Origin of the sequence: Psychrobacter sp. DWR1-2-3, assembly GCF_049896465.1 — a bacterium.
Classification (GTDB): Bacteria; Pseudomonadota; Gammaproteobacteria; order Pseudomonadales; family Moraxellaceae; genus Psychrobacter; species Psychrobacter maritimus.
On the sequence record NZ_JAFCUJ010000001.1, the window covers coordinates 693031 to 717537 of the forward strand.

The window sequence follows — 24507 nt, forward strand, 5'->3', positions numbered from 1 at the left end:
ACAATGGCAATTAAAGACTGGCATGAAGATGATAGACCGCGTGAAAAACTGCTGAAATTTGGCGCCGCTCATTTATCTGATGCTGAGATATTAGCGATATTTTTGCGCACAGGTACCCAGTCGCAATCGGCCATTGAGCTTGCCCGTCATTTAATAGACCAGTTTGGGAGCTTAGCTGAGCTGTTGGCCGCGCCGCAAGAGACGGTACTTGCTTGTCACGGTATTGGTCCTGCAAAATACGCCCAGATACTGGCATCGCTTGAGATGGGCACGCGCTACTTAGACAGTCAGCTTAAGACAGGTCAGGCCCTTGGACGCTCGCAAATGGTCAAAGACTATATCAGCACCCAGCTGCGCGGTGAGCACCGTGAAGTCTTTGCCGTACTATGTCTGGATAATGCGCTGAATCTAATCAATTTTGAGATACTGTTTACCGGCGGTATCTCTTCTTGTTCGGTCTGTATCAAACACGTTTTGCGTCATGCGTTGAGCCATGCTGCCAGTCAGCTTATCGTCGCCCATAATCACCCGCATACCAATGCAACCCCTTCAACGGCCGACAACTTATTAACTTACGAGCTAAAAAAGGCTTGTGACTTAATAGATTTGTCATTGGTTGACCATATCATTGTCGGACGTAATGATACCTTATCTTATGCCGAGAGCTGCTTGCCACCTTTTGGCTAAAGATCGATAACAGCTGGTTATATAAGCAAAGCTTGATACATATTATCGACACAGCGTAGCATTTTGGCTCTTGATAGTTATAAACAACTGTTTCATATTGGTAGTTAACTTTATTTTTGCTGTGGCAGTTATCGGTAAGCCTACTATTGATAGATTTATTTAGTCGTGGGTTTACCCTTATTAATTTTAAAAACTGCTAGAAAAGAAGTACCAAACAGGCATTTATTTTGTCATACACATTAACTTATCGCATAAAAAATCTGATGGAAAAATAAAATAACAATTAGAATTATTCCATCAGTTTTTATTCATTTAAATTTTACGCTTGTGCATTCAGCGTTATAAAGGAGACAGTCATGGCCATCGGCTTATTTATTTTGGCAGTAATCATTCAGTTAGCCATGGTCTTGGCCATCTTTTTATTATCCTTATCCCGTGTCACCGGTAGTATCGTCGCCCTCGTGACCGTCCTTGTCACCGCCTTTATCAGTCCATGGTCGCTCATCTTAGGCATACCGTTAGCGCTATTATGCTTAGTATTGCTAATCGCGCCGCTGCGCCAATCATTGATTACTAAGCCTGTTTATAAAGCCTTGGGCGGTGCGATGCCAAGCATGAGCGATACCGAACGTGAAGCCCTCGATGCCGGTACCAGCTGGTGGGAAAAAGAGCTGTTTATGGGCGCGCCAGATTGGGACACCTTTGCTAAGTATCCGTATCCTGAATTATCAGAAGAAGAGCAAAGCTTTATTGATAATGAAGTAGAAGTGCTGTGTGCCATGCTTGATGAATGGCAAATCCATCATGAAGATAAAGAGCTGTCACCAGAGGCGTGGCGCTTTATTAAAGCCAATGGCTTTTTGGGTTTAATCATTCCGAAAGAATATGGCGGATTAGAATTTAGCTCGTATGCTCAAAGTCGGGTGATGAGTAAAATCGCTTCGCGCTCACCGACCGCTGCCGTTACTTGCATGGTGCCGAACTCGCTCGGCCCCGGTGAGCTGCTGATGCATTACGGTACCGATGAGCAAAAACAACGCTGGCTACCAGGTTTAGCCAAAGGCGAAGAAGTTCCTTGCTTTGGTTTGACGGGTCCTGAAGCGGGCTCCGATGCAGGCGCGATTCCTGATACGGGTGTGGTTTGCTATGGCATGCATGAAGGCGAGCAAGTGCTCGGCCTGCGTATGAACTTCTCTAAGCGCTGGATTACTCTAGCGCCTATTGCCACCGTCGTTGGTTTGGCCTTTAAGATGCATGACCCAGAAGGTTTGCTTGGCGACCCTGAAAAGACCGATTACGGCATTACCTGTGCGCTCGTTCCTGCTAGCCATGAAGGGGTTGTTACCGGTCCGCGCCATAATCCAATCGGCTCGCCATTTATGAATGGTACAGTCGATGGTAAAGACGTCTTTATCCCGCTAGATTATATTATCGGCGGCGTTGAAAATGCCGGTCGCGGTTGGCGTATGCTGATGGAATGCTTGGGCGTTGGACGCGGTATCTCTTTGCCAGCGCTATCGACCTCTGCCAGTGAAGTCACCTATTTGACCGTTGGCGCATTTGCAAAGGTTCGCGAGCAGTTTAAAATATCTGTTGGTAAATTTGAAGGCGTGCAAGATGCCACCAGTCGCATGGCCAGTAACACTTATATGCTCGAGGCCTTTCGTCATCTAGTCACCTGTGGCTTGAACCAAGGTGGTACGCCATCGGTGATGACGGCAATGGCAAAATACTATGCCACCGAAACCATGCGTATGGTGGTCAATGATGGCATGGACGTGGTTGGCGGTCGCGCCGTACAGATGGGACCGCGTAACTTTTTAGCGATTCCTTATCAAGCCATTCCCGTCTCTATCACCGTTGAAGGGGCGAATATCTTAACGCGCTCATTGATGATTTTTGGTCAAGGGGCAATGCGTTGTCATCCTTATCTATTTGATGAGCTGCAATTATTGCAAAGTGATGATAAAGAAGGCGCGCTCAAGCAGTTTGATAATTTATTCTTTAAACATTTAGGCTATACCTTTAATCGCGGTGCCAAGGCATTTGTCGCAGGCTATGTCGGTGGCAGCAGTCATGCACCAAGCTTTGCCGATGGCTTTACCCGTCCTTATTATAAAGACATCAACCGTTTAAGCGCAGGCTTTGCCCTAACCGCCGATATGTCTTTAGGTTTATTAGCAGGCGATTTAAAACGTAAAGAGATGCTGTCTGGGCGCTTAGCTGATATCCATTCGCATCTATTTATCTGTACAGCGATTTTACAATTTTATGAATATGGCTCTAAATCTAAAGCCGAACGTTTACATGCAGAAGTGGCACTAAAAAATAGCCTTTATACCATTCAAGAAGCGTTCTTGTCTTTATTTGCCAACTTCCCAAATCGTATGGCGGCAAGCTTAGTCAGCTTTGTCACTTTCCCAAGTGGGCGTATCTTTGCGCCGGTCAGCGATGAGCTAAAACGCCAGTTGGGCGATACCTTTATGGATGATTTTGAAGCCAATCCATTCCGCGATTATCTTAAAACCATGGTGTATTACAATACTGAGCCTGATGATGTCACCGGACGCATGGAACACGCTTATCAAACGCTGCTTGACGTTGAACCTTTATGGCAGAAATTTAAAAAGGCGGAGCATAAAGACAGCTTTGAAGGTCTTACCTTTGAAGATCATGTGGTCTATGCCAGCCAAAACGGCGATATTACCGAAGAAGAGGCTGAAGTCCTTATTCAATATAACGCCATCCGCTATGATTCGTTATTGACCGATGTGTTCGATAAGCATTTATCTAAAGCGCAAGAACGCACCAATCCGCACAGTTTAGAAAATGCAGTTTATAAGCTAACGGATTATGCGCAATTGAAAAACGATGCCCAAATAAGAAACGGCATCGCGACTGCTAGTACTGCGCAAACAGCTGAGCCAATGACTGATAACCTTGAGCCTACAGCGGATGATAAACAAGAAGCAACCGGTGATGCCAATCCTGACCATGGTTATGAAAGCGATGGCGATGTCAAAATGGTCAGTGAGCAAGACACCGTAAAAGAAGTTCAGGCACAAACCGATTTTGCAGAGTCAAACCCTGAAGCACAAGCGCTTGACCCGCGTCACCGTGATGCAGAAACGCACTTAAGCGAGCGCATGGGTCATAATCACCGTTTGAATCGAGCGGCTGATACTCATGCTGATAATGCAGACAGCTTAGACAGCTCAAATGGTCTTGAGAATTCAGAAAGCTTGCAAGCAAAAACAGACCGCTTAGACAAATCGTCTAACGCTGATAACAAATGGCAAGATGGCTTACGTCGTGACGAAAACGATAAGGTCTAAATAGCTAAAAACCAGCACTTTTCTAAAACTTGTTTTTCAACTTAAGCGAGATTATCCAACATGGATAGTCTCGCTTTTTTTGACTGCACTATGGCTATTACACCTAAATCTACGCCAAAAACCCTTATGTTATTCAATTTAATCTAAAAATTTTTGCCGTTAAATAAATCCTGACCACAGCAAGGCGACAATGTCACGTTATTAAAGTCATAAAAATTTCTTGCAGTATCCCCAACAATTCTTTTATATTGTCTCCAAAATCTGACTTAAATGACAGATAACACACTTATAGACGTAATAAACACAGTAATAGACACGATTTTGCCGCTTATACGGCCTGATATATCGTGTTTATTGCTGTGCATTACGGCAACCAAGGACAGTAGTTATGTGGAAAAATATGGGGCTGACTGGCAAAATCATTGTTGCCATGGTGCTGGGTATCATACTGGGTTTATTTATAAACTATTCGGGATTGAATGCCGAAGGTAGCTTTGTTAATACCTATATCACCAATGGGTTTTTTGCCATTATCGGCAAGTTATTTGTTAACTCGCTAAAAATGCTGGTTGTGCCCTTGGTACTAATCTCGCTTATCTGCGGGGTTTGTGGCATCGGTGACATCCGCTTGCTTGGTCGTATCGGCACCAAAACCTTTTTCATCTATATGATGACAACGGCACTGGCAATTGCGACTGCCATCGGACTTGGCGTACTCTTTGGTATCGGTAAAGGCATGGATATCAAAACGGATGCGGCGTTTGAAGCGCAATCCGCACCGCCATTGCTTGATGTGTTCTCCAATATTATCCCATCAAACCCCATCAGCGCGATGGCGAATGGCGATATGCTATCGATTATTTTCTTTGCTATCTTAATCGGTATCAGTATCTTGATGGTTGGTAAGCCTGCTAAAGGCTTGGTGCAAAGCTTGGAGCTTATCAATGAGGTCATCTTAAAGATGGTGACCATCATTATGAACCTCGCCCCTTATGGTGTTTTTGCGCTGTTAGCAAAAGCCATGTCTGAGCTTGGCTTAGACCTTATCTGGTCGCTGCTTGGTTATGTCGCAGTATTGGTTGGCTCGCTTGCCTTCCATTTCTTTGTAACCATGATGATTGTCCTGAAGCTGGCTTCAGGCTTATCGGTTAGAACCTTTTTAACAAAAATGCGCGAAGTACAGATTTTTGCGTTTAGTACCTCAAGCTCAAACGCGACGATTCCAATTACCTTGCGTACCGTGACCAAACGTATGGGCGTCAACAACTCTGTCGCCTCGTTTACCGTGCCATTTGGTGCTACCATCAATATGGATGGTACGGCTATCATGCAAGGGACGGCGACCATTTTTATTGCCAATATCTATGGTATAGATTTGGGCATCACCGAATATCTGACCGTTATTTTAATGTCGGTACTTGCCTCTGTTGGTACGGCGGGCGTTCCTGGTGTTGGCCTAATCATGCTCTCGATGGTATTTGCGCAAGTAGGCTTACCAATCGAAGGCATTGGTCTTATCCTAGGGGTTGACCGTATCCTTGATATGTTGCGTACTGCCGTCAACGTCAGTGGCGATGCCGCTGTGACCGCTATCGTAGCAAAGTCAGAAGGCAAGATGGATTTGGCAATTTATAACGACCCTGATGCGGGTGCAAAAGACGTATTCGATGGTCATATCGATGAAAACAGCGAGCGCGAATTCTCTGAAGTCTTTAGCGATGGCATTATGGGCAGTGAATACGACGATGTTAAGCGTGATTAAATGAAACGCGGCTAGCTTTAATACAAAATAGCCAATGATAAAAGTTTAGAAATAAAAAAACCTCAGTTCACAATCGGCTGAGGTTTTTTTCCGTCTTGAATAAGGTTTTTGAAATTAATATATAGACAAAATAACTTAAAGCCATGACGTTACTGCTGGAATAAATTTTTTGAAGCCTCTGGAGTGCGAAGCACACAGCAAGCGAAAAAAATATTCCAGCAGTAGACGACTATAAACAAAGCGCTTTTAATTGACACAGACTATCCCAGCCTCAACATAGCTAACCTTAACCAAACACATATTTCGTCAGCATCGCCATACAAACCAAAACAATCATTGGACGAATAAGTTTACTACCGCCTTTGACAACCATATGCGAGCCAAAATAAGCCCCTATCGTCTGCCCTACCATCATTGCCAGTCCCACTTTCCACAACACATTACCGCCCAAAATAAAGAAAATAAGCGAGCCAATATTGGTGGACAAATTCAGCACCTTTGCCGCCCCTGTTGCTTCAATAATTTGACGTCCACGCAGCGCCACATTTCCTAAGGCAAAAAACATTCCCGTACCCGGTCCGATATAACCATCATAAAAACCTATCAAGGGTGCCACTACTTTTTGCCACTTGCTTTCTGAGATGCGCGGTGCGGCTTCCACTTCACCCAGTCTTGGGGCAAATAAGGTATAAATACCAATCGCCGCAATCAAAAACGGAATCAGCTTTTCTAATAAATCAGGCGGCGACAACTGCACGGCAATCGTACCAAGAACAGAACCGATAAAAGCCGCGATAATCGCCGTTTTTATATTCTTCGGTTTGACGACACCTTTTCTAATCATCGTAATGGACGCCGCAAGCGCGCCTGATGCTGCTTGTAACTTATTCGTCCCCAAGGTTAGTACGGGTGGAATATTGGCAAGCAGCATGGCTGGAATGGTCAATAAACCACCGCCGCCTGCGATAGCATCGATAAAGCCTGCCAGCGCGGCCACGACCGTCAGCATTAAAATAATCTCGATAGAGAGCGATATGTCCATGACACCGACCTTGAAAATTTATGACATAAAAAAAGCAAGCCTGAAAAAATCAGGCTTAGAATACGTTGGTTGATAAAATAGCGGCTATTTTTTTAATCGATACCACTCTTTCATCAGTACCAAACTGGATATGAGGATTTGCTTAACGGCGCTCATTATAAAGATAAAAATGTAAAAAAAGCCAAAAACCTAACAAAGTCTGCTAGATTTGTCATATCGACTGTCTTATCGATATATCCTTTGATAATCGTTGAGTCTTCAAGGAAGAAGCATAAAACCGTTAACGTATTTAATTGTTTATATGAATAAAATTGTGAGAAACTAGAGACACCTATTTGTTATATCAATCTATATCACTATTATCTATGTCATTATTAATGGTGGTCTATCGCTTAACTATGCTGAGTAGTCCTGAGCTGAGCTGAGCAGAGCTAAGCAAACCAAACCAAATAACAATAGGTACTTGAAGTTCTTGAATGATTTAGCACGTTTTATTTAGTTAATGAGGATAATATGGCAATACAAAGAATCAAAGCATTTTTCAACCTCGAGGCGTCAGGCGGCATTGTCTTAGCGCTGGCAGCTATCGCGGCAATGATTATTGCCAATACCCCTCTGAATACTTGGTATGAATCCTTTATTCATGCCCCCGTTGTCATTCAAATCGGCAGCTTTGCGATTGCAAAAGACGCCCATCATTGGATCAACGATGGTTTGATGGCAGTGTTCTTTTTCTTAGTCGGTCTTGAGCTCAAGCGTGAAGTGCTCATCGGCGAGCTCTCGAACGTCAAGCAAATTATCTTACCAGCTGGCGCGGCATTGGGCGGCATGATTATGCCTGCTATCGTCTACTTGCTTTTTAACTATAATGAGCCTGAGTTTTGGAAAGGTTGGGCAATTCCGGCGGCGACCGATATTGCTTTTGCCCTTGGCATCTTAAGCCTACTTGGCAATCGGGTGCCAAACTCACTCAAAGTCTTTTTGGTATCCATCGCTATTTTTGATGATATTGGCGCTATTTTAATCATCGCTTTATTTTATACCAGCGACCTATCACTTGGTTCATTGGCTATCGCCGCTTTGTGTTTACCGTTCTTATATCTACTCAATCGCCGTAACGTCACCAGCATTACCCCTTACATATTAATCGGGGTAATTATGTGGATTGCCGTGCTCAAATCTGGCATTCACGCGACCTTAGCTGGGGTGGTACTCGCGTTATTCATTCCGTTATTTGACCGTACTGACCCTGAACATTCCCCGCTTGAAGAGCTTGAGCACGACTTACAAAACACCGTATCTTACGGAATTTTGCCATTATTTGCCTTTGCCAACTCAGGTATATCGCTCAAGGGCGCAGGCTTTGCAGAGCTATTTCATTCCGTACCCTTGGGTATTGCCGCCGGACTGTTTATTGGTAAGCAAGTGGGCGTGATGCTTATGTGCTGGTTAATTTTCAAACTGGGTATTTCTACCATGCCAAAAGGCATGAACTTTAAGCAAATCTACGGGGCAGCGTTACTTTGTGGCGTTGGCTTTACCATGAGTTTATTTATCGGCGGCCTTGCTTTTGGTGGCGCGACACCATTATTTGATGAGCGCTTAGGTATCATTATGGGTTCAATCGTTTCTGGTATTGCCGGTTATCTGATGCTAAAAGCCACTTTAAAAGACGATGTTAATAATACCTCAGTAGATTTAACCCATCACTCATAATGACTGATTGAGTAACTTTATAATAAAGTTGCTCAAAGCGTTTAATCTTGGTTAATAAAAAGCAGTTGCTAAAGAATGGCTTATAAAAATGGATTCCATCGATATTACTAAAAAAACCGCTAAAACAATTGCTGCCAGTGGTCGGGGAAATGCTAATTCCAATCAAGCGCCTGATTCTTATCAGCGTCATGGGCGCACGACGGCGATTGACGACCATAGTGACCTGCAAGTCTTAAAGCGCATCAAGCGCTATTTATTGCCAAAAGACTTTGTTATCTCGCAAGGTTTATTAGAGGAAATGGTTGCGGGTTACGATATCGGTGATCCAGTGGCAGATGCATTAGCGGCTGATGGTATTCGTTTTGCAAAGCCCTTACAGCAATTTATTATCAGCGACAGTAACAGTGGCAGTAACTTCGACGCTAACCTTACAAATAACCCTGCATTTAACGCCTTAACCGAGCAATTTAGCAGCCATCCTACGTGGTTTGACCCCAAGCTTGCACAAATCGGTGCGGTTGCCTATCGCCGTTATCCGCTTATGCTGATTTGGTTATTACGTAACGTGGCGCTAATGGCAGGATATAGTATTCCTGCCCTCTCCCTGCCGCTCATTCAAACAGGCGCATTGATGCACGATGCTCTACCGCGTTTGATGCGTACCTACGCTTATATCCTAGCTGTCTCTGAGCATCCTCCATTACACAAGTCGCATACGAGCGCAGGCAATCAGCGTCAGCCTATCGAGCAGGTATTGGCGATTGGCTCAGAAGGTTGGCGGCAGTCTATCAAGGTGCGGCAGATTCATACCCTAGTACGGCAAAACCTGCTTAAAGGTAAAGGCAATCCGGCTAAGGGCGTCATACCCAACGCCGAGCAGCACCATAATCCAGATGGCAGTTGGAATAGCGCCTATTGGGGTATTCCGATTAATCAAACCGATATGATTGCTACCCATTTGCAGTTTTCATTGTTGATTATGCGTGGGTTACGACTGCTTGGCGCTCGTATCAGTACTGAGGAAGCCGAAGGTATCCTGCATTTATGGAATCTTGCCAGCTATTGGATGGGCGTTGATTTACAGCGCTTGCCTAAAGATGAAGCTGCTTGTTGGGAATGGCTCTATACCTATTTATCGATTCAGCAGTTGGATTTTAAAATGGGCCAGCCGCTAGCAAAAGCCCTGCACGATTTGCCGCGGCAGCTGATGGGCGAGGACAATCGCCGTGGACGTTTCGTTGAGATGGTCAATGCCAGTGTCACCCGTACCTTGGTCGGCGATGATATCGGCGATGGGCTGGATTTACCAAAATCAAAAATCCGTTTTGGCGTTTTATCCTCAGTACCCATTCTTTTCGCCCTCGATACAGCACGTCAGCACAATCAAACGGTGGCTGAAAAGTTAGAAGCCTTCCGTGCCAAACGCCAAGACAATATGAATTGGTGGCTGAAGAAAAATGACGATTATTATAAATAAAGGATGATAAATGCAGAATAATAAAAGCAGAAAAACCGCTCAACATTAAGTAAATCTATAACAAATAACAGTATTAAAATCTATAAACCATAACTACAAAGCATATGTCGAATATTATTAGTAGTAAATAGAATATGTTAAGCCATTATCAACAGCGTCTACAATAACTATAATAAATCCGCAAAAGACGCGCTTGGTTTAACTAGAGAATAGTGATGGTGTAGATCATTCAGTCCATAACCTCAGCCACTTTACGGGTTAATTACGCGTATTTTGGATGCGGTAATACCACTCAAGCTGCCTATCAAAGCCCGTCTCTAACAAGCTGGCAATGACGCGTCCTGTCAGACCCCAAACCGTTTCACCATCAACCTGCCAGCTGGGCGTGAGAATGGTCGCGGTCTGATCTTGCATCGTATACTCTACCGCATATTCTACGGTAGGCTGAGTCAGCAAGGTCTCAAAATCTGCCCAAAAAATACGTGAGATTTCGCCAAGCTCAGGCACTAACAATAAATCCGGTGCAATCAGCGCCACAATAGGACGGACACTCATACCGCTTTTAGAAGTTTGAATCGGTAATTGACCAAGTAGCTGCACCTTATTGGGCGGTAAGGCGGTCTCTTCACAGGCTTCACGCAAAGCGGTGACAACATTATTACCATCGCCGGCGTCATGTTTTCCGCCTACACAAGAGACTTCGCCGGCGTGACTGTTCATATGCGCGGCGCGGCGCGTCAGTAGCAGTTTGGGATGGCGTTCATGGGTGATGGCAACCAATACCGAGGCATCGGCAATGGGTGTCTGATATAAGCTATCTAAAATGCGAGCGCTACGAGAGGTGTTAGAGCCGTCGTACAGCGCCGGACTGGTGACCGCATTTAAGGTTTCATGCTGCACCCGTTCCGCCAACTTTCGAATGGTCGGATAGCGAATAAAGTCTGGCACAGCGACTGAAAACTCATCAAAACGTAGCGACTGCGGGGGGAGTAACATTATTATTGCCCTATATTTTTATCAGTATGAAGCATCAATGCAATTAACTATAAATAGCAATTAAATATCAATATTGACTACTCAAGTATCAATGTCAAAAACCAAATGTTTTTAGGATATGCTCGTGGATAAGATTTTTTCATTAAATAAAATGCAGGGCAAGACTGATGATTGCCCGCAAAGATTGCCATTAATCATCATCGCCATAGCTTGGGTTGGCGGTACGTTTGCCACTGCCATACTGGCGCTACTGGGCAATTGGCAAAATGTCGCCATGATTTTGGGCTCATTTGGTGCCAGCTGTTTGCTTATTTTCGCTTATCCCGAGAGCCCCTTTGCACAGCCTAGAAACATCGTTGGCGGTCATCTTATCACCACTTTCACGGGCTTATCATTTTTGACCTTGTTTGGTATCGAATGGTGGAGCTTGTCGCTGGCAGTTGGTACGGCGATTGCGCTGATGCTATTGCTGCGCGTACCGCATCCACCGGCTGGCTCCAATCCATTAATCGTTATGCTTGGCGGCGTCAAATGGCACTTTTTACTTACCCCTACTCTGGTCGGTGCGCTCGCCTTAGTGGTGGTTGCCCTCATTTATAACAATATCGGTCGCGGCCGCCATTACCCACGTTATTGGTAAAGCTATCCTTCAAGGTAAAGCTATCTTTTAATAGTTAGCGTGAGTCTAGCCTAGCGCAATCTGACTAAAGCTGCATAGACTTTATGTGACTGGACTGGATTAGGCGGCGTTGTCTGTTGCGCTTAACAATGTATTTATTAATCAGGGCAGCTTTAACGGCAAGCAGTTGCGCAAACCTGTAGGGTTTTTATTATCACTGCCAGTGCGATGAGAATTTGTGTTATCTTAGGCTTAATGGCTATTATCAAATAAAAATTGATAAGCTAAAGTCATACTATTTTATAAAACAAGAATTATAATTCTTAAAATACCGAAAACCTTTTTCTCATTTCTCCTTTTCATTATATAAGGCAGTTGATATGCGCTATTGTCTACAATGCGGTCATGAAGCAGAACGCAAAATACCAGCCACCGATAATATCCCGCGCTTGGTATGCCCAAATTGCAATTATATTCATTATGAAAACCCAAAAGTCATTTGTGGCTCATTGGTCGTACATAAACACCGTGTACTGCTATGTCGCCGCGCGATTGAGCCACAATATGGCTTATGGACGCTGCCCGCAGGCTTTATGGAAAATGGCGAAACCATGGCAGAAGGCGCCGCCCGAGAAAGCTTTGAAGAGGCGGAGGCAGTCGTTACCAATCCGCATTTATATTGCCTCTATGATATTCCTGATATCGGGCAAATCTATAGTATTTATATCACCGAGTTAAAAGACGGCGCTTACGGTATTGGCTCTGAAAGTCTCGACTGCGCTTTGTTCACCGAAGAAGACATTCCATGGGATAAACTTGCCTTTGAAGCCGTACGTCGCACTTTAAAAAGCTACTTTGCCGACCGTCAGCAATACGATAACCATGAAGATTTCCCCATTCATCAAGATATGATTGGCAAAGACCAAGCGATTAAGCGCTATTAGCCACAATCTTATAAAAACGCACTTTAATAAAGCGCTTGAATAACAACCTGCAGACTAAATAGTAGCAAAGCGGCTTTACAAAAATGCTTGGTAAAGACCATTGATAAGAATTATGCTAAGTTTCGAATATAGCGACTTATCAATGGTTTTTTATTGCCTAAAATTAATCGTTTAAGCTTATTTGCGAGGATGCCATGCTGACTTTATTGCAACGTGCTTTGCCCCTGTTCCCCTTAACCATTGCCATGACTCTTATCAGCATGCCAAGCCATGCCGACGATGCACGCTTAACGGCCAAACAATCAGACCCACAAACCCTTGGTTGGATGCAAGGTTTTCCGCCGCCCCAAGATAAGCTTATTGCGCAGCCCTCCTCTGATTTCTTTAGTTTCCCAAAACTGCGTTGGACGGTCTGTCATATCCGCGAGTTGATGCCCACCACTGACGTCAGTCGCGGTATCGGCGCACCCTCCAAGCTCAACTACGAGTTAGATAAAAACATTGATGACATCACCTTTACGCCCACTAATAGTAAGCGCCCGATGACGTGGAAGCAGTCACTGGATGCCAATTATACTGACGGCATTATGGTCATGCATCATGGCAAGGTAGTGTACGAGCGCCAAAATGGTTGCCTCAATAAGCTTGGCAATCATGCAGCGATGTCGATGACCAAATCCATGACTGGGCTGCTAGCAGAAATCCTTGTCACCGAAGGTAAGCTTGACGATAAGGCGTTAGTCGCATCTATCATTCCAGAACTTAAAAACAGCGGCTTTGGGGATGCAACGGTCCGTCAAGTGATGGATATGACCACCGCCCTCGATTATAGCGAAGACTATGCTGACCCTAATGCCGATATCTGGCAGTATTCAGAAGCAGCAAGCCCACTACCGAAACCAAAGGATTATAGCGGGCCTAATGGTTATTTTGAGTATCTGCAAACGGTGAATAAAAAGGGTCAACATGGGGCAGAATTTAACTATCGCACCATCAATAGTGATGCGCTTGGCTGGATTATCTCGCGTACCACTGGCAAAGCGGTCAATGAGCTACTCTCAGACCGTATTTGGCAAAAAATCGGTGCTGAACAAAGCGCCTATATGACTGTTGATGCTAAAGGTACGCCATTCGCTGGCGGCGGTATCAGCGCAGGCCTGCATGATATGGCACGCATTGGTAGCTTAATGCTCAATAAAGGCGAAATTAATGGTGAACGCTTATTCCCAGCGGCGGTCGTTGATAATATAGAAGCCGGCGGTGATAAAAACGCTTTTGCAAAAGCGGGCTATAAACAGCTAACCAACGGCAGCTACAAAAGCATGTGGTGGTTATTTAATAATCCCACGCCCATCTATGCGGCACGCGGCGTCCACGGTCAAACCATTTATGTTGATCCCGCAGCCGATATGGTTATCGTGCGTTTTGCGTCATATCCAGATGCCAGTAATAGCAAAATTGACCCAACCTCACTACCCGCTTATAAAGCGCTGGCAAATTATTTAATTAAAAAGTAAGCCTTTAAGAAATAGCGCTTTAAAACACTAACCCAAAATAAAACCGCCGCTTTCATTTTTAGCGAAAGCGGCGGTTTTTCATAGCAATTAAGTCAATAGACTTTAAGTAAACTAGCTTTTAATTTTACACACTTTAAAGCCAAGCGCTTTCACTTGCTCTTCTTTATCATAAGGTGCTAGTACCGCACGGACATGCTTTTGCCCTTGCAGGTATTGCTTAGCAACACGCTGCAAGTCAGCAACTGTCACGGCCAATATGGCTGCACGCATTTTACGTTGCCAGTCGACACCGCGATGATGCAGATTGGCAAAGCAGGCTTTGACCGCTTCACCTGCTGGAGAGCCTGGTTTATCCATACCTGAGATAATACCTAAGATGGCTTCTTCTAATTGCTCATCGGTTTGCGGCTCATTTAATAGCCATTCGATACTGGCATCGAAATGCGCAAAGGTCTCAGCACACTGCGGATCGCGGTAGCTAAAGAACTTAAAGGCGCAAGCATTGGCATCGTAGCCTGCACCGCCACCATAAGCACCGCCGCGCTCACGGATAGCACTATGCAAGTAACCATTACGCAGATAAGGCGCTAATACCATCAAGGCAGCGGTATCAGGATGGTCGGCTGCTGGCACGGTATATGCGCTAGCATTATGATAGACGTTGGTCGGAACTAGCCACGCCAAATCTTCAACATCGAGCGCCACACCACTTTCTATTGCTTTGACCGCGTCTGTTTCGCCATTTAACGCCGCATCAAGTTGCAACTCGGCAAACTCGCTTGGGATATTGTCTTCAATACCCGCATCAGAGTTTGTGATTTTTTCAGCAATTTTTGGCGCTTGGCTGTCTTTCCAGCTATCAACGATTAAGTTACTTAAGCGTTCGGTTTGCTCAGCTTCACAGATAATAACGGCGTGCTTAGGCAAGCTGATTAAACGTTGATGTAAATCCATCAAGCTGGTTGCCAATTTATCCCACTGTGCATCATCAGTACTGGCATGGGTTAAGAAGTCTTTTAGCGCATTCAATGCTGGCAGACCGCTGCGCACATATTCTAACTGTGCTTGGCGACTCATGCCGCGACTGGCAGTTTGCATCGCATACGAATGCCCTGAACCGGCAAGGTTTGATTGCCAACCTGCTTGACGCTGCTGCAAGATTTCTTTGATACGGTCATGCTCACTAAAGACGCTATGCTCCATGACTTCTTTGAGCAAATCAATCGCTTCAGGTTTACGATTTAGCGCGCGCGTTGCCACAACAAAGTAGCTGCTAATCGCTTGGCTGTCATCGATGTTGGTACGTTGACTGATACGCGCCGTCACCCCTGATGAATGCGCCGCTTGCTTAGCTTGCATTTCATGAGCGCTTAGCGAATCCGTGCCCAGTTCTGACAATAAACTCAGGTAAATAGGCAACAATGGATGATTAATCACTTCATTAACGGGTAGCTCGCTGGTGTCCTGATTACCAATCGCATCGGTCAACGGCACAATCACTTGATAATAATACAAGCCATTGGTACCCGCTTCATATTCAAATAAGGTGCTGTCTTGCCCGCTTAAATTCACTTGTTTTTGCGTGCCTTGCTTAAAACTAATATCCGTTGGCACATCTTCTAAACCAACTTTTGGCAATAGGCTTAAATCATCAGGTGCTGCTTGGCGCGCTGCCAAATCAAGCGCTTGTTGTTTTAAGATAGCTTTATCATCAGCGGTCAAATCCATCGCAATCGTATCAAGACGGGTTTGCTCAGCTGCTGCAAGGCGGGCAGTTTTTTCGCTGTCAGGTGTCAAAGTGACACGGACACGATGCTGATTATCAAGTAAATGAGTCTTGATTAGATTCGGTAACCACTGCGCATCTTTTACTTGTTCACGTAGCCACTGCAAATGCTCGTCGACTTCCCAGACATCGATAGGGTTGCCATCATGAATCGCCGTACTAAAGCCTTCTAACATAAGATTCAAACCATACGGCATGCTATCACCGCCGATATGGCGCTGATCAATCTCAATTTGATGCAAAATGGTTTCAATGGTTTCATCATCAATCGGTTTGCTCGCGACCTCTTTAAGCAAATCAATAATGCCCTGCTCCACCGCTTCGGCATGCTCAGGGTTTGAACCGCGCAGACCGGTATAAAAGACCATTTCATAATGACTGTCGTCGAGTCCCAATAGCGGACTTGGCGCTTTACCAAGTGGATGGCTGTCCAAATACGCACGCAATGGCGAACCAGCATGCTCAACCAATACCCCTTCTAATAGACGTAACGCCAAACGCTGCTTTGGATCAGTAATTGATGGTAATAACCACGCCACCACGTGATGCGTTTGGTCAGGACCGGCTTCATCTGCAGTATAAGTATCAACCGCGCTAATCGGTGCAGACAGGCGTTTTTCAGGACGCGAGACGTGTTTTTTGCCTGCTTCAAATTGAATCAAGGCATCTTCATGGATTTTCGCCTGCGTCTCAGCGACCGGAATATTACCAAAGCTCATAATCACGCTGTTTGATGGGTGATAATGGCTTTGATGAAATTCAACCAGCTCATGATGGGTCAAGTCAGGAATATCAGCAGGATCGCCGCCCGAATTATAATGATAGGTTGTCGTTGGGAACAAATGATGGGCGACCGTATGATATAACTGGTCAATCTCGCCGCTCATCGCGCCTTTCATCTCATTAAAAACGATACCTTTAAACTGCGGCTTATCATTTTCGTCTAACTCGACACGAATACCTTCTTGGGCAAAATCAAGCGGATGAATATTCGGGAAAAATGACGCATCAAGATAAACGGCAAGCAAGTTAAAGTAATCGTTTTTATTTTGCGTCGCATACGGATAGGCGGTCCAATCGGCAGCAGTCATCGCATTCATAAAAGTGTTTAGTGAACGTTTAATCATCGAAAAAAATGGGTCACGTACAGGGAATTTCTCAGAGCCACATAAAGCCACGTGCTCTAGAATATGCGCCTCACCTTTTGAATCCATTGGCTGAGTGCGAAAGCCGACCAAAAAGGCATTTTCATCGCTCGGATGTGCCAAATGGTAATGCATGGCCCCAGTCTTAACATGCTGACTGATCAGCACATCCATCGATAGCGCCTCAATGTGGCGATGCTCAATCAGCTCAAACGCTGGATGTAGCGTTAAATCCGCAGTAAATGGCGTGTCAGTCATAGTTATCCTTATCAATGATAATGTATATCGTGCCCTGATTTTCAGGGCTCATAAAATGGTGTCTATAGCGCTAATAGATGGGGCTTACCTATGGATAAGTCAAGCTAGCCATATGGTAATAACGGCTCACTAGGTAAGATTTATCAATGAATATTTTAAAAGTAGTATTAAGGCAATATCCATAATCAAATAATGGTTTTAACCCTTAACAAAGGTAGCCAGCACTGCTACTATAAAGTTAACTACTATTTAGGAGCCCCTGATGAGCTACCAACATATTTTACTGGTCACCGACTTATTGTCCGATGCTGACGAGGTTGCCCTAAAAGCCAAACGTATCCTTGCAGGCTCGCCTGAAGCTAGGTTATCTGTCTTACATATTGTTGAAGATGATATGGTGCGCTTCGGCTTTGAGCTGGTGCCTGCTTCTAGTTTGTCAGGTGATTTCGATGGCGAACATTGGCAAGAAGCACGCACTAAATTGGCGCAATTCTTAGAACGCAATGAGCTAAACGCGGTCAATTCTGAGGTCACTGCTGCTATCTCTAACAGTAAAGGCATCGTCAATTATTGCCGCGAAAAAGAAGTCGATTTACTGATTATCGGTCGCCATGAGCGCCGCGGTATCGCCGCTTGGTTAGTCAAGGCAACCGCCGACAGTATCTTGCCAAACGTACCTTGCGACAGTCTCGTGGTAAAACTCGATCAGCCCGTACCAAAATAACGAGATAAGCAAGCAAGGCACTAAAAAAGCTACTGTTAAGCGTAACAAATATCCTTATAAGATATAGACAAAGATAGCTCAGCAGCACTTAACAGAGCTCGGTAGGAGTGCTATAGTAAATACTATCTGACATGAGGAAGACGCTATGAGTTACGAACATATTTTATTGGTCACCGACCTAATGTCCGATGCTGATGTGGTCGCCCAAAAGGCCAAACGCATCGTTGAGAATCGTCCTAACGCCAAGCTATCGGTGCTTCATATCGTTAAAGATACTATGGTTGGCTTCGGCTATGAGCTGGTGCCTGCCTCAAGCTTATATGATGAAATTGACGATGAACGCTGCCAAGAAGCGCGCGCCAAATTGGCACAGTTTTTGGACCGTAACGATTTACATGCGGTAAATTCTGAAGTGACCACCGCCATCTCTAACAGCGAAGGTATCGTCAACTATTGCCATAAGCATGATGTTGATCTATTGGTCATCGGTCGTCATGAACGTCATGGTATCGCTGCTTGGCTCAGCGGCGCAACAGCAGATAATATCTTGCCCAATGTCCCTTGCGACAGCTTAGTGGTGAGACTGGACAAACCGGTTAATAAATAACTCTAAGAGCAGACTTAACGTCGTTCCCAAGTTATTTGAAACTATTAAAAAAGCTCATTAACAAAAGCGCATTGTCTGACATTGCGCTTTTTTATTATTCATTAAAATAGTAAGTATCCTCGTCAGTACCTCTATATTCACCATTAAAATCAATCTTCTATCAAAATATCAATAAAGCTTTGCCAAATAGGGCTTTGATGGCGGGCTTTGTGCCAAACTAGCCACCACGTACGTGATAAGTCTATACCCGCTACTTTTACCTGCACCAATTTTCCTGCTGCCAGCTCCCCCTCAATAACATGCTGCGATAAACAACCAAGCCCAATATCGGCGCTTACCATATGTTTAATGGCTTCTGATTGCTGAATCGCCATCACAATCTCAGCATGCGGCAAGTATTGCAATAATTGCTCATCAATAATTTGCCGCGTACCCGAACCCGCCTCTCGTACCAACAGCGGCAGTATTGCCAATTGTTCTGCACTCAGCTCATAACATTTTCCTTTATCGTTATAATTCATACCTGTCAGCCACTTACTATGACGCTTAGCAAAGACCATCAAGGTATCGGTCCGCCAAGCGCGCTGCTCAATCACCTTCATATCTGTCGGGCGCGGCATGCCCTCTACGAGCGCAATATCGATGTTTAATTGCTCAACCTCGCCGACTACCTCTTGGGTATTGGCAATATACATATCGATATGAGCATCCGGTAGCGCTGCATATAGCTTGGCAAGCAGCGGCGGCAGCACATAATTGCCGATAGTGGTACTGGCACCAATATGAATCTGCCCCGCTTGGTGCTTATGATAATGCTCTAGAGTAAAGGCCTGCCCCAAGATGGCTTGCGCCTGTATATAGACGGGATGAGCATTTGGATGTTGATTAAGCCTACGCCCGACGCGCTCAAACAATGGCATCTGCAATCTTGCCTCTAGCTCAGTGAGCGCGCTACTGACCGCCGACTGCGACAAATGCAACTCCTCACTGGCACGGCTGGTGCTGCCAGTTTGATAAATACTGACAAACACCGACAACTGCTTAAGGGTAATCTTCGGCAGCATCTGTATGGGTTTTTTCATAATGGCTCTGACATCCTATGCTGCCTATAAATTCCAAAAACCTAAATTTCAAAATCGCTTCTTAACCTAAAAAATCGATAGCTTGTATCTTATTAATCTGTTTTTATTATAAATCGACATGACTTATACTGTCTATTCATAAGCTTATGCTTATTTCGATTATAGATGATAAATAATAGGTGCGTACGACATGAACGCTTTAGCACAAAACATGCATAACTACTTTCCGCATAACCGCCATATTTTGGGGCTGATTGTCGTGCTGATTGGTAGCTTGTTTTGCTTGTGGCTGAATATGAGCTTAGATACGTGGTCGGACGGGCGTATTATTGGGCTATCTTCTTTAACCCTAGCAATCTTGCTTGGGATGATATTGGGCAATACGCTATATCCAAATTTTTCTGAACAACTTAGCGATGGGGTTAACTTTGCCAAAGGTCAAATATTGCGCCTTGCCATTATTTTTTATGGCTTTAAGCTGACTTTAACCCAAGTTGCTAGTGTCGGTATGCCAGCGGTAATGACGGATGCGCTGGTATTAACCTCAACGTTTTTACTCACCTATTGGCTTGGCATCAGATGGCTCAAAGTCGATAAGCAAACGACGTTATTGATTGGTTCTGGCGCCAGTATTTGCGGCGCAGCAGCGGTGATTGCCGCAGAGCCGGTCGTCAAAGCGGAAGCGCATAAAGTCACTATTGCTGTCGCAACTGTGGTGGTCTTTGGCACGATTGCCATGCTGCTCTATCCGTTTTTATATCAGCTTGGCTGGCTGCAACCTTGGCTAAACAGCCAACAATACGGCATTTATACTGGCTCAACCATTCATGAAGTCGCGCAAGTGGTGGTCGCTGGTAATGCCGTTAGTACCGAAGTTGGTAATACGGCGGTCGTCACTAAGATGATACGGGTGATGATGCTTGCGCCCTTTTTACTGATTTTATCGTTTGCCTTAACCGCAACCAGTAGCAAAAATGGCAAAAAACTGTCATTGATGAAGCGTGTACAACAAGTCAAAGTGCCATGGTTTGCCTTTGTCTTTATATTAGTAGTGTTACTACATACTTGGGTGCCAATGGCGGCAAGCTTTGAGCGTAGCATGGTCATGCTCGATGATGTGTTGCTTACCATGGCGATGTTTGCGCTGGGCTTAACCACACACCTAAGCGCCATTAAACAAGCAGGGGTTAAACCGCTTATCTTAGGCGCAATGATGTTTGCTTGGCTTATCATTGGCGGCGGACTGATTAATATCGGCATTGCTTCACTCTAATCACTTCACTCTAAAACAGTTACTGACTACACACCAAATTCTTAACACCAAACCAAAAATGCCTACGACTATAGTGATAGTCGTAGGCATTTTTACTTTAAAAGCTTTGCTTAACGCCCTATTATTAAGGCATTTACCATAAGCGATAAACATAAATAATAGACGAAAAAAAACGAACCCGAAGGTTCGTTTTTTATTCATCTTGCTCTAGTTGTCTATAAAGACAAATTAGATAGCAACGATGTTATGAGCTTGTGGACCTTTTTGACCTTGAGTTACAGTGAACTCAACTTCTTGGCCTTCAGCTAAAGTTTTGAAGCCTGAACCAGTGATTTCGCTGTAATGAGCAAAAACGTCTGCGCCAGTTTCTGGAGCGATAAAACCAAAGCCTTTAGCTTCGTTGAACCACTTAACTGTACCTTTTTGAGTATCTGACATATTGATAATCCTACTTTTTAATTTATTAATGGTCTAGTGACCGGTAACGCTTGCAAATAGCTACTGAACGATAAATATTAAAACGAAGGATTATAACTAATACTACGAGGTAATGATTTGGTGCAGAACTGCTCTTAAGCTTGGTCGTATTATAGGGAGGTTAGTTCAGTATCGCAAGCCTTATCTCACCTTTCGTGTAACTAAGTGCAAAGATTGACTGTTTTTTGGCCCTATTCAGCCTATTTTTAAGCATTGGGCAGACGAAATAAAAACACCGCTACGCTAGTACAGACAACGGCTAGCAGCCATGCGACCCATATCATATCGGCAGGAATGTTAAAAAATAACATTATTGTTGATATGGTCATCATTATAGTTGCTAACCACTTCGCATATAGCGGTACGGCGCGGCGATCTTCCCAATCACGGACGTATTTACCAAAATATTTATGATTAATCAGCCAAAAATGGAAGCGTCGTGAGCTACGCGCCCAGCAACCCGCTGCCAATAAGATAAAAGGCGCAGTCGGCATCACTGGTAGCAAGATGCCAATGATACCCAAGACAAAGAATACCCAGCCCAGTATCAAAAACGTCCAACGTACGGTTGGGCTGTTATGCTGATTGGTCTTAGGTCGATAATAAAAAGCTTTTTTTGGTTGAGTCATGGGAGTTTTATCAGTCAGTATGAGACATTCGGTCGTTAGGTATGGACTACCTATATAAGCTATCAAAGATAAAGAAGTTCAAAACTAGGTTCAAGACTGATTTTGCGCGGTTTTGCTACCGCTACGTAGTTTGTTTAGCAGTTAGGTAAATGTCGGGCATTATTCACTACGATTTGGCAGGATAGCTTTCCCAGTAATCGGCGATTGCCTTTGGAAAGCAGTATTCTTTTGGCATCACGGTAATGGCGATTGGTACTAATATGGATTTGGTCACGCCGCCAACACTCTCACAAGTGGCATCGGCAGGTACGTCATAATAAATCACCCGCAAGGTGTTTTGCGGACAGAGGTCTGAGCACTGGAATGACTTGACCACTTCGATACCGTTATGCACGCCAATGATTCTCTGCTGTGCGCCTTCAGTTGGTGAGGATTCTTTTTGCTCAGCAGCTCGAATAAGATCGGCATCTGTTAAAGTGTCTTCATTGGTCGGTAAAGAGACGCAAGCAGTTAAACTTGCTATTAAGAGGCTTAAGGTAAGAAATTTAGTCGTATGCATGGTGTTTCTCCTTTAGTTATTAATAGTATAACAGCCATAAAAAAACCGCTACTGCATGATACGGCAACGGTTTTTTTAGAAAGAGAAGTTTAATTTGAAACCAGTTTATAAGAAATATTTTAGACTATACCAATTTTAAATCTAGATCTAATATTATTTGTTCTTTTATCCTGTGAACTAATTCTGGACCTTTAGCAACTACGTTCGTTCCACCTAGTTCATCATAGAACTTGTAAACAATACTAATGGATTGTTCAATTTCTTTACTAGAAATTTTATTAACATCTATGTCAGCAATGTCTGTATTGGTAGGTTGTTTTTTCTGAGTAACTAGACAGGTAAGATACATCGATATGTGAAACTTTATGTCACCAATTTGTGTTCGAGTGAGTTTGGGGTTTTCGAAACTCCTTAGACAATCCTCTACTTTTTTCTGTATAAGTATAGCCTTGTAGTACATTTCGATAGGAAACTTCTTTTCGAAAATCTTCTCGTAATCTTGATCTTTCTTCAACAGAGTTGAAGGTCTAGCTCTTGCGTAATCAGGTTTCTGATTATATATTGCTGTTATTATTTGTGCTAGGTAAGAAATCCCAATGATTTTACTAACAGGCTTGCCATGGTTTTTATGATAGTTCTTTCTTCTATCGTAGTAAAAATCATGATGAATTAAGTAATCTTCTATATCTCTATGAATAGGATCTGTTGATTTCAAAGAAGCAGGGGGAATATTGGTTTGACTATTAGTAGCTTTAATAACATTGAGTCTACTTTTCTCATTCTCAACTTTTATAACTCTTATAAGAATATTTCTATCATCGTGATGACTTATATTGCTTTTAAAGTATTTATAGATTTCGAAGGATGTCTGTAAGCCATTTACTACTTGAGGATCCTGAATATCTATTCTCTTACTGGAGAAAGAGGCATTCGAAGCTGTGATAGTTACACCATTATTTAACCACCAGAAGTCTTCATTAAACTTTCGATTTTCTAATGTATCTTTAATATCGTTGTTTATATCTACACTACCCTGATAATCTCTAATATTTGCATCAAAGAAATAACGGATCAAACTATTTTCTTCGTCAGTTATAAATTCAAAGTAGTTCTTAATAGGTACAACAGCTATATAGCCACCGTCGTTTGTGGAAATCGGACTATCAGACAATGCAATCTCTTTACTTCTCAATTTTTCTCGTCTTGAAAGATTTAATAATTTGTCAGTTGTAATAAACTCAAAACTTACTTCTGCTTTATCAAACTTTTTCTTTATAGTATCAATTAGTTTCTTTGTCTTCTTTTCAACATTGTTATGAACAGTATTACCCTTAGCAACATAGAAATAGTGAAACTTTAGAAGTGGAAATTTTGAAGCTAAGTGAAGATATTGATTTCTAAAAATGTCAACATTTTCCAAAAGCTTAGCATTATATACAGGCTTTAAGGTATCTATATTATCACTCAAATCGAATATATCTTCTGCTGAAGAAATACATTTATCAACCGCAGTTCCACTAAAGCTTTTTGCATTTTTAGTCTGTATTACATATACATCAATTTTACAGTTTCTTTTAGCATCTATAAGATCAATCTTATCTTTGACTAACTCTTGATTGACGAAGGTATAAAATCCATCTATACCTCCATCTCCAGAGTCATCAACCGTACCCAAATCTATTTCTTCATAAGACAATTCTAGATCTTTCATTATTTGTTCAGTAGCAAACAAATGGAAATAATCGTTTTCAGTTAGTTCAGGATAAACGCGTTTTTGCGTTTCTTTAATTATGGTATCTAAAACTACGTGACTATTATCTGTCATTGAATATTCCCAATATGTCATTCTAATGCTTATTTAAGAGCATATAA

At 43.5% G+C, this 24507-nt stretch carries 19 protein-coding genes; 11 read left to right on the top strand and 8 right to left on the bottom strand.

Translation table 11 applies throughout. The features are described from left to right. Positions 1–3: 3 nt before the first annotated feature. The 3 genes from radC (at position 4) to ACP7AA_RS02885 (ending at position 5784) form a co-directional block, all read left to right on the top strand. The gene (gene radC / locus ACP7AA_RS02875) at positions 4–687 is read left to right on the top strand and encodes a RadC family protein (protein ID WP_426222591.1); all 684 of its coding nucleotides are present in this window, start codon (positions 4–6) and stop codon (positions 685–687) included. 356 nt (positions 688–1043) lie between these two features. Then, entirely contained in the window at positions 1044–4022 is a 2979-nt protein-coding gene (locus tag ACP7AA_RS02880) for an acyl-CoA dehydrogenase (protein WP_426222592.1), read from the top strand. A gap of 388 nt (positions 4023–4410) precedes the next feature. After that, entirely contained in the window at positions 4411–5784 is a 1374-nt protein-coding gene (locus ACP7AA_RS02885; protein ID WP_201628284.1) for a dicarboxylate/amino acid:cation symporter, read from the top strand. A 286-nt stretch (positions 5785–6070) separates the two neighbouring features. Here the strand turns inward: ACP7AA_RS02885 and ACP7AA_RS02890 are convergent, their stop codons facing one another. Continuing rightward, the gene (locus tag ACP7AA_RS02890) at positions 6071–6826 is read right to left on the bottom strand and encodes a TSUP family transporter (protein ID WP_201628285.1); all 756 of its coding nucleotides are present in this window, start codon (positions 6824–6826) and stop codon (positions 6071–6073) included. A gap of 513 nt (positions 6827–7339) precedes the next feature. Between ACP7AA_RS02890 and nhaA the strand changes: the two genes are divergently transcribed. Together nhaA and ACP7AA_RS02900 are read left to right on the top strand one after the other, a co-directional pair. Further along, entirely contained in the window at positions 7340–8542 is a 1203-nt protein-coding gene (gene nhaA, locus ACP7AA_RS02895) for a Na+/H+ antiporter NhaA (protein ID WP_201619224.1), read from the top strand. Positions 8543–8630: 88 nt separating this feature from the next. Beyond that, complete coding sequence (locus ACP7AA_RS02900) at positions 8631–10019, top strand: oxygenase MpaB family protein (RefSeq protein ID WP_426222593.1); 1389 nt, start codon at positions 8631–8633, stop codon at positions 10017–10019. Positions 10020–10277: 258 nt separating this feature from the next. On the opposite strand, the gene ACP7AA_RS02905 is transcribed toward ACP7AA_RS02900, so the two are convergent. After that, entirely contained in the window at positions 10278–11015 is a 738-nt protein-coding gene (locus tag ACP7AA_RS02905; protein ID WP_201565058.1) for an NUDIX hydrolase, read from the bottom strand. Positions 11016–11133: 118 nt separating this feature from the next. Between ACP7AA_RS02905 and ACP7AA_RS02910 the strand changes: the two genes are divergently transcribed. From ACP7AA_RS02910 to ACP7AA_RS02920, 3 genes are all read left to right on the top strand, one after another. Further along, positions 11134–11655, top strand: a complete 522-nt coding sequence (locus ACP7AA_RS02910; RefSeq protein WP_201565057.1) for an HPP family protein — start codon at positions 11134–11136, stop codon at positions 11653–11655. 359 nt (positions 11656–12014) lie between these two features. Beyond that, the gene (locus ACP7AA_RS02915) at positions 12015–12578 is read left to right on the top strand and encodes an NUDIX hydrolase (RefSeq protein WP_201565056.1); all 564 of its coding nucleotides are present in this window, start codon (positions 12015–12017) and stop codon (positions 12576–12578) included. A gap of 194 nt (positions 12579–12772) precedes the next feature. Next, a complete protein-coding gene (locus ACP7AA_RS02920) occupies positions 12773–14095 on the top strand; it encodes a serine hydrolase domain-containing protein (RefSeq protein WP_426222594.1) in 1323 nt (440 codons plus the stop codon). A gap of 111 nt (positions 14096–14206) precedes the next feature. Here the strand turns inward: ACP7AA_RS02920 and ACP7AA_RS02925 are convergent, their stop codons facing one another. Then, positions 14207–17284 (bottom strand): insulinase family protein, encoded by a 3078-nt coding sequence (locus tag ACP7AA_RS02925; protein WP_426222595.1) that lies wholly within the window; start codon positions 17282–17284, stop codon positions 14207–14209. A gap of 262 nt (positions 17285–17546) precedes the next feature. Between ACP7AA_RS02925 and ACP7AA_RS02930 the strand changes: the two genes are divergently transcribed. Both ACP7AA_RS02930 and ACP7AA_RS02935 read left to right on the top strand, forming a co-directional pair. Beyond that, a complete protein-coding gene (locus tag ACP7AA_RS02930) occupies positions 17547–18008 on the top strand; it encodes a universal stress protein (protein WP_296173936.1) in 462 nt (153 codons plus the stop codon). A 145-nt stretch (positions 18009–18153) separates the two neighbouring features. Further along, positions 18154–18615: a universal stress protein gene (locus tag ACP7AA_RS02935; protein WP_087813544.1), complete on the top strand. Its 462-nt coding sequence runs from the start codon at positions 18154–18156 to the stop codon at positions 18613–18615. 149 nt (positions 18616–18764) lie between these two features. Here ACP7AA_RS02935 and ACP7AA_RS02940 read toward each other — a convergent pair whose 3' ends face one another. Then, positions 18765–19697: a LysR substrate-binding domain-containing protein gene (locus ACP7AA_RS02940; protein ID WP_426222596.1), complete on the bottom strand. Its 933-nt coding sequence runs from the start codon at positions 19695–19697 to the stop codon at positions 18765–18767. Between the two features lie 190 nt (positions 19698–19887). Here ACP7AA_RS02940 and ACP7AA_RS02945 point away from each other — a divergent pair, with 190 nt between their 5' ends. Beyond that, complete coding sequence (locus ACP7AA_RS02945; RefSeq protein ID WP_426222597.1) at positions 19888–20970, top strand: YeiH family protein; 1083 nt, start codon at positions 19888–19890, stop codon at positions 20968–20970. Positions 20971–21198: 228 nt separating this feature from the next. Here the strand turns inward: ACP7AA_RS02945 and ACP7AA_RS02950 are convergent, their stop codons facing one another. The 4 genes from ACP7AA_RS02950 to ACP7AA_RS02965 all read right to left on the bottom strand — a co-directional run bounded on the left by ACP7AA_RS02950 (position 21199) and on the right by ACP7AA_RS02965 (position 24460). After that, positions 21199–21408, bottom strand: a complete 210-nt coding sequence (locus tag ACP7AA_RS02950) for a cold-shock protein (protein WP_010201661.1) — start codon at positions 21406–21408, stop codon at positions 21199–21201. 245 nt (positions 21409–21653) lie between these two features. After that, positions 21654–22076 (bottom strand): YbaN family protein, encoded by a 423-nt coding sequence (locus ACP7AA_RS02955; RefSeq protein ID WP_201565049.1) that lies wholly within the window; start codon positions 22074–22076, stop codon positions 21654–21656. Positions 22077–22242: 166 nt separating this feature from the next. Beyond that, complete coding sequence (locus tag ACP7AA_RS02960; protein WP_426222598.1) at positions 22243–22635, bottom strand: hypothetical protein; 393 nt, start codon at positions 22633–22635, stop codon at positions 22243–22245. A gap of 124 nt (positions 22636–22759) precedes the next feature. Further along, positions 22760–24460: an AIPR family protein gene (locus ACP7AA_RS02965; protein ID WP_426222599.1), complete on the bottom strand. Its 1701-nt coding sequence runs from the start codon at positions 24458–24460 to the stop codon at positions 22760–22762. Positions 24461–24507 lie beyond the last annotated feature (47 nt).

What these genes read in the sequence shown, in the direction of transcription:
- ACP7AA_RS02915 (WP_201565056.1), top strand. Translation starts at nt 12,015, where the DNA reads ATGCGCTATTGTCTACAATGCGGTCATGAAGCAGAACGCAAAATACCA.
- radC (WP_426222591.1), top strand. Translation starts at nt 4, where the DNA reads ATGGCAATTAAAGACTGGCATGAAGATGATAGACCGCGTGAAAAACTG.
- ACP7AA_RS02950 (WP_010201661.1), bottom strand. Translation starts at nt 21,408, where the DNA reads ATGTCAGATACTCAAAAAGGTACAGTTAAGTGGTTCAACGAAGCTAAA.
- ACP7AA_RS02880 (WP_426222592.1), top strand. Translation starts at nt 1,044, where the DNA reads ATGGCCATCGGCTTATTTATTTTGGCAGTAATCATTCAGTTAGCCATG.
- ACP7AA_RS02920 (WP_426222594.1), top strand. Translation starts at nt 12,773, where the DNA reads ATGCTGACTTTATTGCAACGTGCTTTGCCCCTGTTCCCCTTAACCATT.
- ACP7AA_RS02955 (WP_201565049.1), bottom strand. Translation starts at nt 22,076, where the DNA reads ATGACTCAACCAAAAAAAGCTTTTTATTATCGACCTAAGACCAATCAG.
- ACP7AA_RS02890 (WP_201628285.1), bottom strand. Translation starts at nt 6,826, where the DNA reads ATGGACATATCGCTCTCTATCGAGATTATTTTAATGCTGACGGTCGTG.
- ACP7AA_RS02935 (WP_087813544.1), top strand. Translation starts at nt 18,154, where the DNA reads ATGAGTTACGAACATATTTTATTGGTCACCGACCTAATGTCCGATGCT.
- ACP7AA_RS02910 (WP_201565057.1), top strand. Translation starts at nt 11,134, where the DNA reads ATGCTCGTGGATAAGATTTTTTCATTAAATAAAATGCAGGGCAAGACT.
- ACP7AA_RS02885 (WP_201628284.1), top strand. Translation starts at nt 4,411, where the DNA reads ATGTGGAAAAATATGGGGCTGACTGGCAAAATCATTGTTGCCATGGTG.
- ACP7AA_RS02965 (WP_426222599.1), bottom strand. Translation starts at nt 24,460, where the DNA reads ATGACAGATAATAGTCACGTAGTTTTAGATACCATAATTAAAGAAACG.
- ACP7AA_RS02930 (WP_296173936.1), top strand. Translation starts at nt 17,547, where the DNA reads ATGAGCTACCAACATATTTTACTGGTCACCGACTTATTGTCCGATGCT.
- ACP7AA_RS02905 (WP_201565058.1), bottom strand. Translation starts at nt 11,015, where the DNA reads ATGTTACTCCCCCCGCAGTCGCTACGTTTTGATGAGTTTTCAGTCGCT.
- ACP7AA_RS02945 (WP_426222597.1), top strand. Translation starts at nt 19,888, where the DNA reads ATGAACGCTTTAGCACAAAACATGCATAACTACTTTCCGCATAACCGC.
- ACP7AA_RS02960 (WP_426222598.1), bottom strand. Translation starts at nt 22,635, where the DNA reads ATGCATACGACTAAATTTCTTACCTTAAGCCTCTTAATAGCAAGTTTA.
- nhaA (WP_201619224.1), top strand. Translation starts at nt 7,340, where the DNA reads ATGGCAATACAAAGAATCAAAGCATTTTTCAACCTCGAGGCGTCAGGC.
- ACP7AA_RS02925 (WP_426222595.1), bottom strand. Translation starts at nt 17,284, where the DNA reads ATGACTGACACGCCATTTACTGCGGATTTAACGCTACATCCAGCGTTT.
- ACP7AA_RS02900 (WP_426222593.1), top strand. Translation starts at nt 8,631, where the DNA reads ATGGATTCCATCGATATTACTAAAAAAACCGCTAAAACAATTGCTGCC.
- ACP7AA_RS02940 (WP_426222596.1), bottom strand. Translation starts at nt 19,697, where the DNA reads ATGAAAAAACCCATACAGATGCTGCCGAAGATTACCCTTAAGCAGTTG.